This window comes from Gordonia alkaliphila (assembly GCF_023017165.1).
GTDB classification, from domain to species: Bacteria; Actinomycetota; Actinomycetes; order Mycobacteriales; family Mycobacteriaceae; genus Gordonia; species Gordonia alkaliphila.
In genome coordinates, this window is record NZ_JALKBW010000001.1 from 3271099 (window position 1) to 3284827 (window position 13729).

12 protein-coding genes and 1 pseudogene are annotated in these 13729 nt (G+C 69.1%); 1 reads left to right on the forward strand and 12 read right to left on the reverse strand.

Annotation, left to right across the window (positions count from 1 at the left end):
- Positions 1-14 precede the first annotated feature (14 nt).
- The 8 genes and pseudogenes from pafA to MUG78_RS15020 form a co-directional block, all read right to left on the reverse strand.
- Complete coding sequence (gene pafA / locus MUG78_RS14985; RefSeq protein ID WP_246996118.1) at positions 15-1373, reverse strand: Pup--protein ligase; 1359 nt, start codon at positions 1371-1373, stop codon at positions 15-17.
- Positions 1374-1378: 5 nt separating this feature from the next.
- Positions 1379-2110 carry a proteasome subunit alpha gene (prcA, locus tag MUG78_RS14990; RefSeq protein ID WP_246996121.1) on the reverse strand — a complete coding sequence of 244 codons (732 nt, stop codon included), beginning with the start codon at positions 2108-2110 and terminating at the stop codon, positions 1379-1381.
- Positions 2107-2940 carry a proteasome subunit beta gene (prcB, locus tag MUG78_RS14995; RefSeq protein WP_246996124.1) on the reverse strand — a complete coding sequence of 278 codons (834 nt, stop codon included), beginning with the start codon at positions 2938-2940 and terminating at the stop codon, positions 2107-2109. Before prcB ends, prcA begins: the two co-directional genes overlap by 4 nt.
- Positions 2937-3128, reverse strand: coding sequence for a ubiquitin-like protein Pup (locus MUG78_RS15000; protein ID WP_246996127.1), 192 nt, complete (start codon positions 3126-3128; stop codon positions 2937-2939). Before MUG78_RS15000 ends, prcB begins: the two co-directional genes overlap by 4 nt.
- A 47-nt stretch (positions 3129-3175) precedes the next feature.
- On the reverse strand, positions 3176-4678 hold the full coding sequence (dop, locus tag MUG78_RS15005; protein ID WP_246996129.1) for a depupylase/deamidase Dop: 1503 nt from the start codon (positions 4676-4678) through the stop codon (positions 3176-3178).
- 23 nt (positions 4679-4701) lie between these two features.
- Positions 4702-7264, reverse strand: a pseudogene (locus tag MUG78_RS15010) (ATP-binding cassette domain-containing protein).
- Positions 7265-7299: 35 nt separating this feature from the next.
- The gene (gene arc / locus MUG78_RS15015) at positions 7300-8991 is read right to left on the reverse strand and encodes a proteasome ATPase (RefSeq protein ID WP_246996133.1); all 1692 of its coding nucleotides are present in this window, start codon (positions 8989-8991) and stop codon (positions 7300-7302) included.
- 57 nt (positions 8992-9048) lie between these two features.
- Entirely contained in the window at positions 9049-9879 is an 831-nt protein-coding gene (locus MUG78_RS15020) for a tRNA (adenine-N1)-methyltransferase (RefSeq protein ID WP_246996135.1), read from the reverse strand.
- A gap of 124 nt (positions 9880-10003) precedes the next feature.
- Here MUG78_RS15020 and MUG78_RS15025 point away from each other — a divergent pair, with 124 nt between their 5' ends.
- Positions 10004-10891, forward strand: coding sequence for a thioesterase family protein (locus tag MUG78_RS15025; RefSeq protein WP_246996137.1), 888 nt, complete (start codon positions 10004-10006; stop codon positions 10889-10891).
- 36 nt (positions 10892-10927) lie between these two features.
- Here the strand turns inward: MUG78_RS15025 and hisG are convergent, their stop codons facing one another.
- The 4 genes from hisG to MUG78_RS15045 form a co-directional block, all read right to left on the reverse strand.
- Positions 10928-11776, reverse strand: coding sequence for an ATP phosphoribosyltransferase (gene hisG / locus MUG78_RS15030; protein WP_246996140.1), 849 nt, complete (start codon positions 11774-11776; stop codon positions 10928-10930).
- Positions 11777-11848: 72 nt separating this feature from the next.
- A complete protein-coding gene (locus tag MUG78_RS15035) occupies positions 11849-12112 on the reverse strand; it encodes a phosphoribosyl-ATP diphosphatase (RefSeq protein WP_246996142.1) in 264 nt (87 codons plus the stop codon).
- 39 nt (positions 12113-12151) lie between these two features.
- Positions 12152-12850, reverse strand: a complete 699-nt coding sequence (locus MUG78_RS15040) for an HAD family hydrolase (RefSeq protein WP_246996144.1) — start codon at positions 12848-12850, stop codon at positions 12152-12154.
- A complete protein-coding gene (locus MUG78_RS15045) occupies positions 12847-13725 on the reverse strand; it encodes a DMT family transporter (protein WP_246996146.1) in 879 nt (292 codons plus the stop codon). The genes MUG78_RS15040 and MUG78_RS15045 overlap by 4 nt, the downstream gene beginning before the upstream one ends.
- Positions 13726-13729: the final 4 nt, after the last annotated feature.

Consider the following 13729-nt stretch of genomic DNA (forward strand, 5'->3'; position numbering starts at 1 on the left):
CCCCACTCTAGGCCTCACATCGCGGCGATCAGCCGTTCGACGCGCTCATCCACATTCCGGAACGGGTCTTTGCACAGGACCGTCCGCTGGGCTTGATCATTGAGCTTGAGGTGCACCCAGTCGACGGTGAAGTCGCGCTCGGCGGCCTGCGCCGCGGTGATGAACTCGCCGCGCAGCTTGGCCCGGGTGGTCTGCGGCGGGGTATCGACGGCGGCGTCGATCGCCTCGTCGGTGGTGACCCGCGCGGCCAGCCCCTTGCGGGACAGCAGATCGAACACGCCGCGACCGCGCCGGATGTCGTGGTACGCGAGATCCACCTGGGCGATCTTCGGATCGGCCAACGTCATGTCGTACCGATCGAGGTAGCGCTGCAACAGCTTGCGCTTGATCACCCAGTCGATCTCGGTGTCCACCGAGCTGAAGTCGTCGGACTCCACCGCGTCCAGCGTGCGGCCCCACAGGTCCACCACGCGGTCCATCATCGGGTCCGGGGTGCGGCGGGTCAGGTGTTCCACCGCCCGTGCGTGGTACTCGCGCTGGATCGACAGGGCCGACGCCGTGCGCCCACCGGCCAACCGCACCGGATGGCGCCCGGTCGGATCGTGGCTGATGTCGCGGATCGCCCGAATCGGGTTGTCCAGGGCGAAGTCACGGAAGCTGATGCCCGACTCGATCATCTCCAGCACCAGCAGCGCCGAGCCCACTTTGAGCATGGTGGTGGTCTCGGACATGTTGGAGTCGCCGACGATCACGTGCAGGCGCCGGTACTTCTCGGCGTCGGCGTGCGGCTCATCGCGCGTGTTGATGATCGGTCGCGAACGGGTGGTCGCCGAGGAGACGCCCTCCCAGACGTGGTCGGCGCGCTGGGACAGGCAGTAGCGTGTCTCCGCGCCGGTGCTCAGCACCTTGCCCGCGCCGCAGATCAACTGGCGGGTCACCAGGAACGGCAGCAGGACGTCCGAGACCCGCCCGAACTCGCCGGTTCGCGACACCAGATAGTTCTCGTGGCAGCCGTAGGAGTTGCCCGCCGAGTCGGTGTTGTTCTTGAACAGATAGATGTCGCCGCCGATGCCCTCGTCGGCCAACCGCTGTTCGGCGTCGATCAGCAGATCCTCGAGAATCCGCTCGCCGGCCCGGTCGTGCGTCACCAACTGCTGCACCGAGTCGCACTCGGCGGTCGCGTACTCCGGGTGTGAACCGACGTCCAGGTAGAGCCGAGAACCGTTGGGCAGGAAGACGTTCGACGATCGGCCCCACGCCACCACGCGGCGGAACAGGTAGCGGGCCACCTCGTCCGGACTCAGCCGGCGGTGCCCGTCCATGGTGCAGGTGACCCCGAACTCGGTTTCGATCCCCATGATCCGGCGTTCCACGGTGTTCACTCCCCCGTCAGAAGTTCGCTGATGCGCTGATCGGTCAGACGCACGAAGGCCCGGCGCGGACGCCCGCGATCGAGCACCGCCACCTCCAGCTGCTCGGCTCCCAGGCGCGGCTGCTCGGCCGCCTGCTCGTCCTTGCCGCTCTTGTCCCCCTCGGCGGGCTGGGACAGCGCGTCAACGGCGATCGAGATCGCCTGCGCCAGCGGCAGATCCGGCTCGTAGGCCGCGGTCATCGCGGTGACGATCGGCTCGGTGGCGCCGCCCATCACCAGGAAGGAGCTCTCGTCGACGATGGAGCCGTCGTAGGAGATGCGGTACAGCTGCGACGGTGTCGCACTGCCCGGGCGCGCCACCTCGGCGACGCACAGCTCCACCTCATACGGCTTGGGCTGCTCGGTGAACACCGTGCCGAGGGTGGTGGCGTAGGCGGTGGCCAACGACAGCGCCGTGACATCGGCGCGGTCGTAGCTGTAGCCGCGCAGGTCGGCGAGCTGGATGCCGGCCCGGCGCAGCGATTCGAACTCGTTGTATTTGCCGACGGCGGCGAAGCCGATGCGGTCGTAGATCTCGCTGACCTTGCGGAGCGTGTTGGAGCGGTTGTGCGCCACGAAGAGCACCCCGTCGGCGAAGGTCGATGCGATCACGCTGCGTCCGCGGGCGATGCCCTTGCGCGCCAGCTCGGAGCGATCGCGCATCACCTGTTCGGCGCTGGCGTAGTACGGGAAGGTCATCGGGGATCCTCCTCACCGTGGGCGGCGGCCCGACGCTCCACCACGGCCTGCGCGGCCGCGGCGATCTCGGCCTCGGTGATCGCCAGCGCCCCGGCGGAGTCGACGCGGACGGCGGTGGGGAAAATGCGCCGCACCAGGTCCGGACCGCCGGTGGCCGCGTCGTCGTCGGCCGCGTCGTAGAGCGCTTCGACGGCCAGCGTGAGCGCCTCGTCGGCGGTCAGTTCCCGCCGGTACAGCTTCTTCAGCGCCGACCGGGCGAAGACCGCGCCGGAGCCGATCGCGTCGTAACCCTGCCGTTCCTCGTGCACCGCGCCGGCCACGTCGAACGAGAAGATCCGGCCGCGGTCGACGTCGAAACCGACGAGCAGCGGCAACGCCGCCAGGCCCTGCAGCGCACCGCCGAGGTTGCCGCGCACCATGGTGGCCAGGCGCGAGACCTTACCGTCCAGGGTCAGCGGCACGCCCTCGATCTTCTCGTAGTGCTCGAGTTCGACGGTGAACAGCTTCACCAGGTCGAAGGCGATCCCGGCGGTACCGGCCACACCGGCCGCCGAGAAGTCGTCGGTGACGAAGACCTTCTGCACGTCGCGGGTCGCGATCGTGTGCCCCATGGTGGACCGCCGATCACCGGCCAGCACCACCCCGCCCGGATAGGCGACGGCGACGATGGTGGTGCCGTGCGGCACCTTGCTACCCAGGTCGTCAGCGCCGCCGACACCCGCGCCGAGATGAGAAAGGTTGTGCGGCAAGCGATCTGGCGCGTGCACGCGCAGGTACTCGGTGAACGACGAGATGTCGCTCGAAGCACCTGCGCCGGGGCGCACCGTCACTGGCCGCCCTTCTGGACGTAGGCCCGCACGAAGTCCTCGGCATTCTCTTCCAGGACGTCGTCGATCTCGTCGAGCAGGTCGTCGGTGTCCTCGGCGAGCTTCTCCCGGCGTTCCTGGCCGACCGCGCCGTCGCCGATCGGGTCGTCGTCGCTGCTGCCGCCACCGCGGTGGGTCTGCTCTTGCGCCATCATCGCCTCCTGGAAGAAGAGTTCTTGATCTCACCCTACCGACTGCATCAGGCCCCGAGAGCCCGCACGAGTTCTTCCGCCGACTGTGCCGCTTCCATCACGTCGCCGACCAGGGCCTTGGTGCCGCGCAACGGTTCCAACGTCGGAATGCGCACCATCGCGTCGTCGCCGACGTCGAAGATCACCGAGTCCCAACTGGCCGCGGCCACGTCGGCGCCGAACCGGCTGACGCACTTGCCGCGGAACCACGCGCGGGTGTCCTCCGGCGGCTCGTGCACGGCCCGCAGCACCTGTTCCTCGGTGACCAGCCGCTGCATGGAACCGCGCGCCACCAGCCGGTTGTACAGGCCCTTGTCCAGTCGGACGTCCGAGTACTGCAGGTCGATCAACTGCAGGCGGGAAGCGCCCCAGCCGAGGCCTTCGCGCTGCCGGAAGCCCTCGAGCAGCCGCAGTTTGGCCGGCCAGTCCAGGATCTCCGCGCACTCCATGGGGTCGCGTTCGAGCTTGTCGAGGACGTCGGCCCAGGTGGCGATCACGTGGGCGGCCCGCGTGTCGTCGCTGTGGTGGCGGTCGTGGAAGTCGCTGACCCGCGCCAGGTATTCGCGCTGCAACGCCAGTCCGGTCAGTTCCCGGCCGTCGGCCAGCGCCACCGTCGCGGTCAGCGTGGGGTCGTGGCTGATCTGGTGCACCGCGTGCACCGGCCAGGCCAGCGCCAGGTCGGACAGGTTCACGCCGGCCTCGATGAGATCCAGGACCAGCGCCGTGGTGCCGACCTTGAGATAGGTCGCGGTCTCGGCGAGGTTCGCGTCGCCGATGATCACATGCAGGCGGCGGTACTTGTCCGGGTCGGCGTGCGGCTCGTCGCGCGTGTTGATGATGCCGCGCTTGAGAGTGGTCTCCAGCCCCACCTCCACCTCGATGTAGTCGGCGCGCTGGCTCAGCTGGTAGCCGGCCTCCTCACCGCGCTGGCCGATACCGACGCGGCCGGAACCGCAGATCACCTGGCGGGAGGCGAAGAACGGCATCAGTCCGGTGATGATCGCGTCGAACGACGTCGACCGCTGCATCAGATAGTTCTCGTGCGTGCCGTACGACGCGCCCTTGCCGTCGATGTTGTTCTTGTACAGCTGCAGGTTCGGGGCGCCGGGGACGCTCGCCACGTAGCGGGCGGCCTCCTCCATCACGCGTTCGCCGGCCTTGTCCCAGATGACGGCGTCCAGCGGATCGCGCACCTCGGGGGCCGAGTACTCGGGGTGGGCGTGGTCGACGTAGAGGCGCGCCCCGTTGGTGAGGATCATGTTGGCGGCGCCGATCTCGTCGGCGTCGATGATCGGCGCCGGTCCGCGGCTGCGACCGAGGTCGTACCCGCGCGCATCGCGCATGGGCGACTCCACCTCGTAGTCCCAGCGGGTCCGCTGATCGCGGCGCGGCACCTTCGCGGCGGCCGCGTAGGCGAGCACGGCCTGCGTCGACGTCATGATCGGGTTGGCAGAGCGGTCTCCGGGGGCGGAGATCCCGTACTCCACCTCGGTGCCGATGATGCGTTCCATGGCTCCACCCTATGCCGGGGCGGTCAGTGCTTGCGCAGGCGCAGCCGCGAGTAGATCAGGGCGAACAGCAGCAGCCCCATTCCGACCAGGACGCCGTAGGTCAGCAGCATGTGGGCCATCGTCGGTTCCCACAGCGGATACTTGGCGGGTTCGTCCTGCATCACCTTGATCTGCCCGGCCTCCGGATTGATCGTGGGCAGGTCCACCGCCTGGGCCGCGGCGGTGTAGCCCCAGTAGGCCGGGAAGATCCAGGACAGCTGCGACACTCCGGCGCCGGTGAGCGGGAACAAGCCGCCGCAGAACACCAACTGCACCATCACCACGATCACCAGCGGCGGCATGGTCTGTTCGTTGGAGCGGACCAGCGACGAGATCGCCAGACCCACCAGCGCGCTCACGCACGCGAGCACGGTGATCGCGCAGAACAGGGCCACCGGCGGCGGCAACAGCACCCCGCCGTACTCGGGGATGTCCCGCAGACCGAACGTGATGCCGAGCATGATGGCGCTCTGCACCGCGGCCAGCAGGAAGAACACCAGCGTCTTGGCGCCGAGGTAGGCGCCCGGACGCAGGCCGACGGCGCGTTCGCGTTCGAAGATGGGCCGCTCGGACACCAGATCGCGCACGGTCAGTGCCGCACCCATGAAGGCCGCACCGATCACCAGCACCACCAGGAGCTGCACGGCCTCCACCGGGTCGGTCGGGATCGTCGAACCCGGAGCGTGCCCGGGTTTGGTCGCCGTGATGCCGAAACCGGTGGAGCCGGGAATCACCAGGGTCAGCAGGCCGAGGACCACCGGCAGCAACGCCAGGAACGCCAGGTAGCCGCGGTCGGAGATGATGAGCCGCCATTGTCGGCGGGCGACGGTGTTCATCTGCCGCACCCCGGAGGCCTGCGGCACCGTCAGCGGCGGCCCGGCCGGCGTCAGCGCCGCGGGGGCCGGCTGATGCGGATGGCGGCGACGGTAGTTGTCCCACGCCTGATCGGGTCCGACGGTGACGTTCTCGAAGATCTCCGCCCAATCGTCGGTGCCGAGTTCGCTCTTCTTGGTCTTCGGGTCGCCGCAGTAGGCGGTCTTCCCGCCGGGCGCCAGCAGCAGCACCTGGTCGCAGATCTCCAGGTGGGCCACCGAGTGGGTCACCACCAGGACCACGCGGCCGGCGTCGGCGAGTGTGCGCAGCGTCTTCATCACCTGGCGGTCCAACGCCGGGTCCAGGCCGGACGTGGGCTCGTCCAGGATCAGCAGCGACGGACCGGTGAGCAGTTCCATGGCGACCGAGGCGCGTTTACGCTGACCGCCGGACAGCTTGTCGATGCGCGTCTGCATGTGGTCGGTGAGCGCCAGCTCGGCGAGGACGCCCTCGATGACCTTGTCGCGGTCGGCGGTCGACAGGTCGGCGGGCAGCCGCAGCTCCGCGGCGTACCGCAGCGCCTGCTGAACGGTCAGCTTGCTGTGCAGGACGTCGTCCTGCGGCACCATCCCGATACGGTTGCGGAGCGCTTCGTACTCGACGTGGACGTCGCGTCCCTCGAACGAGACCCGCCCCACGGTGGGACTGTTCAGCCCGGCCGCGATCTTCGAGACCGTCGACTTACCGGCGCCGGACGGACCGATGATGGCGGTGAGGGTGCCCGGTCCGGCCTGGAACGAGATGTCGTTGAGCAGCGTCTTGCCGCCCTCCACGGTGAGACCGATGCCCTCGATCTGCAGACCGCCGCTGACCGCGGACTTGGCCCGGCCGCGGACCAGGTTGCCGCCGGTGACCACGAAGTCGCTGTTACCGATGGTGACGACGTCGTTCTCGGTGAGCTGCCTGCTGCGGATCCGCAGACCGTTGACGAAGGTGCCGTTGACGCTGCCGAGGTCCTCGAGCAGCAGTCCGCGGGCACCCGCGGTGAGGCGGGCGTGCCGCCGCGACGCCAGCACGTCACTGACGACGATGTCGTTCTCCGGGGTGCGGCCGATGGTCTGTACACCACTGACCGCGATGGACTCCCGGCCGGACCGCAGATTGCCGGGCACCTGGAAGACCGCGGAGGCGTTGTTGTGCAGCGCCGCCAGGTGCGGCGCATCGGGCAACTTACCGAAGGCGGCCGGCGGACCCGAGCGGTACGGCTGCTGGGCCGGAACCGGGCGCGACGGCGGGGCCTGTGCCGACATCGGACGCGACGGCGGGGCCTGCACCGGAGTCGGACGCGAGGCCGGTGGCGGACCGGACTGCCGCGGCGGCGGCGCCGGCCGGTTCGGGCAGGGCGGGCCGGCGGGGCGGGCCGGCGGCCGCAGGCGTGAGCGCCATGATCGGTCCGCGCTGAGCGTCGCCCAACCGGATCTCGGTGCGGCCGTTCACCCGCGCGCGGTTGGTCTTGGCCCCGCCGACGTAGAACCCGTTCGTGCTCCCCCGGTCGGTCACCACCCATCCGCCCGGCGTCCACTCGAACGCGAGATGCGTCCGCGAGATCAGCGGATGGTTGAGGACCACCGCGTTCTCCGGCGTGCGCCCGAGAGTCGCCGGGGACTCGGTGAGCACCTGGATGGGCCCCGCGTCGATACGCAGGTTCAGCGGCGTCGGCTCAGAGGCATTCATCACCGGTCACTGTAACCCGGCCACACACGATCGGGTCAGAGGTATTGACCGGTGTTCGATTCGGTATCGATCGCCCGGGCCGCCCCGCTGCTCTTGCCGGTCACGAGGGTACGGATGTAGACGATCCGCTCGCCCTTCTTGCCGGAGATCCGCGCCCAGTCGTCCGGGTTGGTGGTGTTGGGCAGGTCCTCGTTCTCGGCGAACTCATCGAGAATCGAATCCAACAGGTGGCCGATCCGCAGGCCGCCGCGACCGGTGTCGAGCTGTTCCTTGATCGCGTACTTCTTGGCCCGGTCCACCACGTTCTGGATCATCGCGCCGGAGTTGAAGTCCTTGAAGTACATGACCTCCTTGTCGCCGTTGGCGTAGGTCACCTCCAGGAACCGGTTGTCCTCGCTCTCGGCGTACATCCGCTCCACCACGCGCTCGATCATCGCGTCGATACAGGCCTGCGCGTCGCCGCCGAACTCGGCGAGGTCGTCGGCGTGGATCGGCAGGGCGGTGGTCAGGTACTTGGAGAAGATGTCGATGGCCGACTCGGCGTCGGGCCGCTCGATCTTGATCTTCACGTCGAGGCGACCGGGACGCAGGATGGCGGGGTCGATCATGTCTTCGCGGTTGGAGGCACCGATCACGATGACGTTCTCCAGGCCTTCGACGCCATCGATCTCGCTGAGCAGCTGCGGGACCACCGTGGTCTCCACGTCCGACGACACGCCCGAACCGCGCGTGCGGAAGATCGAGTCCATCTCGTCGAAGAACACGATGACCGGGGTACCCTCGGACGCCTTCTCGCGCGCCCGCTGGAAGATCAGGCGGATGTGCCGCTCGGTCTCGCCGACGAACTTGTTGAGCAGTTCCGGGCCCTTGATGTTCAGGAAGTAGCTCTTGGCCTCGCGCGCGTCCTCGCCGCGCGCCTCGGCGATCTTGCGGGCCAGCGAGTTGGCGACGGCCTTGGCGATCAACGTCTTGCCGCAGCCGGGCGGGCCGTACAGCAGCACGCCCTTGGGCGGACGCAACTCGTAGTCGCGGAACAGGTCGGCGTGCAGGAACGGCAGTTCCACCGCGTCCCGGATCTGCTCGATCTGTCGGCGTAGACCGCCGATGTCGGTGTAGTCGACGTCCGGCACCTCCTCCAGGACGAGGTCTTCCACCTCCGCCTTGGGGATGCGTTCGAGAGCGAACCCGGCCTTGGAATCGACCAGCAGCGAGTCGCCCGGACGGAGCTTGCGGGTGGCCGCGCCGCCGTCCTCCTCGTGGATCAGCGGGGCCGCCAGGCGCACCACCCGTTCCTCGTCGGCGTGGCCGACGACCAGCGCGCGATCGCCGCCGCCGAAGATCTCGCGCAGCGTGCTGATCTCGCCGACGCCGTCGAAGCCGACGGCCTCGACCACGGTGAGCGCTTCGTTGAGTCGCAGGCCCTGGCCACGCTGCAGCGTGTCCGCCTCGATGTTCGGCGACAGCGTCAGACGCATCTTGCGGCCGGAAGTGAAGACGTCGACGGTCTCGGCGTCGCACACCTCGATCAGGACGCCGAAACCGCTGGGCGGCTGGCCCAGGCGATCGACTTCCTCCCGCAGCGCCAACAGTTGCTGGCGCGCTTCCTTGAGAGTCTCGAGCAGCTTCTCGTTGCGCACCGTGAGCTTCTCGTTGCGCTCGGCCAATTCAGCCGGGTCGCTGCCCCTGCCGGCACCGGGACGACTACTCGGGCGATCAGACGAAGTCATGGGCAACTGCTCCTCTGCGTTCGGATTCCTGCGCGGACGGACCCTGCGCTCTCCAGCTTATCCGCGTGTCGGGCGACGCTGCACGCGAAGGGTTTGCGTGCCGTCGGCGAGTCGACGCGCCGTGATCAGAAACGCCGTGTGCCCCTGCATGCGATGCTCGGGCCGCACCGCCAGACCCACCGCGCTCCAGTCGCGGATCATCGACTCCCAGGCGTGGGGTTCGGTCCAGCACTGCTGCTCGCGCAGCGCCTCGATCACCCGCGACAGCTGCGTGACCGTCGGGACGTAGATGATCACCACACCGCCGGGCCGCAGCGTCTTGGACACCGTGTCCAAGCACTCCCACGGGGCGAGCATGTCCAGGACCAGTCGGTCCACCTGCTCGGCCGGGTCGTGGTCGGCGAGGTCGCCGACCCGCAGTTCCCAGTTCGGCGGGCGGCCGCCGAGGAACGTCTCGACGTTGCGGATCGCGTGCTCGGCGTGATCTTCGCGCACCTCGTACGACAGCACCGACCCTTCGGCGCCCACCGCGCGCAGCAGCGACAGCGTCAGCGCACCGGATCCGGCACCGGCCTCGAGCACCTTGGCGCCCGGGAAGATGTCGCCCTCGGTGACGATCTGCGCCGAGTCCTTGGGGTAGATCACCTGCGCGCCGCGTGGCATGGAGACCACGTAGTCGGTGAGCAGCGGGCGCAGCGCCAGATACTCGGTGCCGCTGGTGGCCGACACGATCGAGCCCTCGTCGGCCCCGATCAGGTCGTCGTGCTCGATCGCTCCGCGGTGCGTGTGGAACTGCTTGCCGGTCTCCAGGACGACGGTGAACTTGCGCCCCTTGCCGTCGGAGAGTTGCACGCGATCGCCTTCTACGAAGGGCCCAGTGGTCGCCATCAGGGTGTGTTTCCTTTTTCGTTCGACAAGACGTCTCAGCTTGTCATATCCCACGGAGCGCGCGCGGGCGTCGTCGACCCGGGCCCGCTAAGCGAACGCTCGATCAGTGTCGTAGGGTGCGACTATGGCCACCATCCTCCATGCCGAAGAGATCGACGTCACCGCGTACCGCGCGTACTACGAGCCGCTGGAGCGTCCCGCCGGGGACCCTGAAGAGGGCGAGTTCGAGTACTTCCGGCCGACGGCGGCCACGGTCAGCGTGTGGTCGTCGGCGCTGCAGCACGGCGGCCCGCCCACCGGTCTGCTGGTGCGGACCATGGAACACGCCGTCGCCGACCAGTCGTCGGCCCAGGACTTCAGCCGCGTGACGATGGAGATCCTCGGCGCCATCGGACTCGGCGTGTGCCGCGTGCGCGCGCACGTCTCCCGGCCCGGTCGGCAGATCAGCCAGGTGACCGCCGAGATGCAGGAGCAGCAGGGTGACGGCTCGTTCCGCACCGTGGCCCGCGCCACCACGTGGCGGCTGAGCACGCGCGACACCCGCGCCGTCGAGACGGCCCCGCACCCGGTGCCGGCGCAGACGCCCGACGAGCTCCCGCGGACCGTCGGCTTCACCGGCGCCGACGGCATCGCGGTGGCCTGGGGCCGGATCGGCTTCATCGGCACCCTGGAGATCGCCATCACCGCCGGCCGCACCGGCAGTACCCCGACGGTGTGGACCCGTCCCCTGCTCCCCCTGGTGGAGGGCGAGGAACTGAGCGATTTGGCCTCGGCGATGACGGTGATCGACATCGCCAACGGGGTGGGCTCGCCGCTCGATCCGACGCAGTGGTCGTGGATGAACACCGACACCACGGTGCACCTGACCAACGCCCCGCGCGGGCCGTGGATCGGCATCGATGCCGCGCTCGCCGCCGGCGGCAGCGGCTACGGGGCCAGCTTCGCCGACCTGTACGACACCACCGGTTTCGTCGGTCGCTCGGCGCAGACCGTGCTGATCGCGCCCCAGTAGGGACGCGACCAGCCGGGCGCGATCAGCGGGGGCCGATCAGAAGCGGCAGGAGCGGATGTCCGAGGCCAGGATGGCGCGGGCGCCCAGATCCGACAGGTCGTCCATCAGCTGCTGGTGCTGCTTGCGCGGCACCATCGCGCGCACGGCCAGCCAGTTGTCGTCGGCCATCGGCGAGATGGTCGGCGACTCCAGGCCCGGCGTGACCTGCACGGCCTGGTCGAGCAGACTCTTGGGGCAGTCGTAGTCGATCATCACGTACTGCTGACCGAAGACCACGCCCTGCACGCGGGCCACGAAGCGCTGCGCGGCCTTGGACGGCTCCGGGGTCACCGCGGTGCGCACCAGCACGGCCTCGGAGTCGCACAGCGACTCGCCGAAGGCGGTCAGGTCGTGCAGCCGCAGGGTCCGGCCCGAGCCGACGACATCGGCGATGGCGTCGGCCACGCCGAGTTGGATGGAGATCTCCACGGCGCCGTCGAGGCGGATGATCTCGGCGTCGATGCCGCGCGCGGCCAGATCTGCGCGCACCAGGTTCGGGTACGACGTGGCGATCCGCTGGCCCGCCAACTTTTCGACGGTCCAGTCCTGTCCGGCCGGACCGGCGTAGCGGAACGTGGACCCGCCGAAGCCCAGCGCCACTTCCTCGATCACCTCGGCGCCCGAGTCGGCGGCCAAGTCGCGGCCGGTGATGCCCAGATCCAGCTGCCCGGCGGCCACGTAGATGGCCACGTCGCGGGGGCGCAGGAAGTAGAACTCGACGTCGTTGGCGACGTCGATCACGGTCAGATCCTTGGGATCGGCGCGCTTACGGTAGCCGGCCTCGGTCAGGATGCCGACGGCGGCTTCGGACAGTGCGCCCTTATTGGGGACGGCGACGCGCAACATGGCGAGGCTCTCTTCGTGTCGTGTTCGGAGTGGTGGGGCGGATGCGAGATCGGTCAGAGGAAGCGAGGTCGGTCAGAGGAAGCGATAAACGTCGTCGGGGCTCAGGCCGCGCTTGATCATCATCACCTGCAGCCAGTAGATGAGCTGGCTCATCTCCTCGGCGAGCGAGTCGTCGGACTCGTGCTCGGCCGCGAGCCACACCTCACCGGCTTCCTCGATGATCTTCTTACCGAGCGTATGGACGCCCTTGTCGAGGGCGGCGACGGTGCCGCTGCCTTCCGGGCGGGTCGCTGCCTTCTCGGTCAGCTCGGCGAAGAGGTCGTCGAAGGTTTTCACGGTTACCTATTTTCGCATGTCGCCGCGCTCGCTGCGCGGTCAGGCCGGTGGACGGGTGCGGGCCTGCGCAAACAGGTCCGCGAATTCGACGAGAGACAGCCCTGCGAGGGTGTCGCGGAAGACCCGTCGGCCCGCCGGGACCACCGGGATCTGCGAGGGCACCACCAGGTGCGGCACCCCGGCCGCGTGTGCGGCGGCCGCGCCCGTCGGCGAGTCCTCGATCGCCAGGCAGTCGCCCGGGTGCGCACCGACCAGCTCAGCCGCGCGCAGGTAGATGTCCGGTGCGGGCTTGCCGAACTCCACTTCGTCGCCGCAGACGGTGGCCACGAAGCGGTCGGCGCCGATGGTGCCGATCGCGATGTCGGCGACCTCCCGCATGGTGTTGGTCACCAGCAGCATCGGGATGTCGGCGGCGGCCACCATGTCCAAGACCGCCACCGCCCCCGGACGCCACGGCAGTGCACGGGCGAACAGCTCCACCACCAGCGCGATCATCCAGGCCTCGTCGCCGTCGAAGTCGCGCCCGGATTCGGGCAGGCGGGCGGCGTCGTAGACCTTGGTGAGCGCGTCGACGCTGTTGTTGCCCAGCGTCGCCATCCGCAGTTCCGGAGTCATCACCACGCCGTGGCGGACGGCGAGGGCCTCCATCGCCTCGTCCCAGATCGGTTCGGTGTCCAGAAGGGTGCCGTCCATGTCCCACAGCACGGCCTTCGGGAGGAGTAGCTCCTGCGCGGTCATGTCGGGGAGTCCGCCGAGTCCGTCGAGTTCGACGGGGCGCCGAGGCGGCCGAGGGCGAACGTCGCGACCCACATCAAGGCGAGGGCGATGAGCACGGCGGCGTCGCCGGCCCGGTCGACGCGGAGATGTTCGTGGTAGATCGTCAGGCCCAGTGCCATGGCGACGACCGGCTTCAGGACGGTCACCGTCGGGAGGCTGGTCTGGACATCGCCGGCCTGGTAGCTGGACTGCTGCCACAGGGTGCCGAGCGTGGCCGTGACTGCCATGGCCCAGAACTCCCAGCTCGTCAGGCCGCGGACGATGCTGTCGCCGAAGGCATCCATGCCGCTCTTGGTGAACGGCGCCGAGTAGCCCAGCAGCATGCCCGCCGCGACGGCCAGCACCAGCGAACGGCCGGTGCCGTGCGGCATCCGCGAGCCGCCCCACACGCAGATCGTCACCACGAAGACCAGCAGGACCAGCGGACCGATCCACGCGACGAACGACGGGAACTCTTCGCCCGCGCTGGGTTCGCCGAGGGTCAGGAACACGACCAGGGCGATGATCAACACCGCCGCCCACGCCCATTCGGCCGCCTTGAGGCGACGCTTCTGACCCCACGCCGCCAGCGGCAGCGCGAACAGCAGCGTGGTGACCAGCAGCGGCTGCACCAGCAGCAGGCTGCCGATGGCCAGCGCAGCCGCTTGGAAGGCGAAGCCGCCGATGTCTGCGGCGATGCCCAGCAACCACACCTTGCGCTTCATCAGCGTCCCGAAGAAGCCGATGCCGACGGTGTTGTCGTCGCCGAGGCCCTCGGTGCCCTTCTGCTGGAGCACCGCGGCGACGGCGAACAACGCCGACGCGATCAGCGTCAGCACGACGGCCAGTGCGGTCACTGGT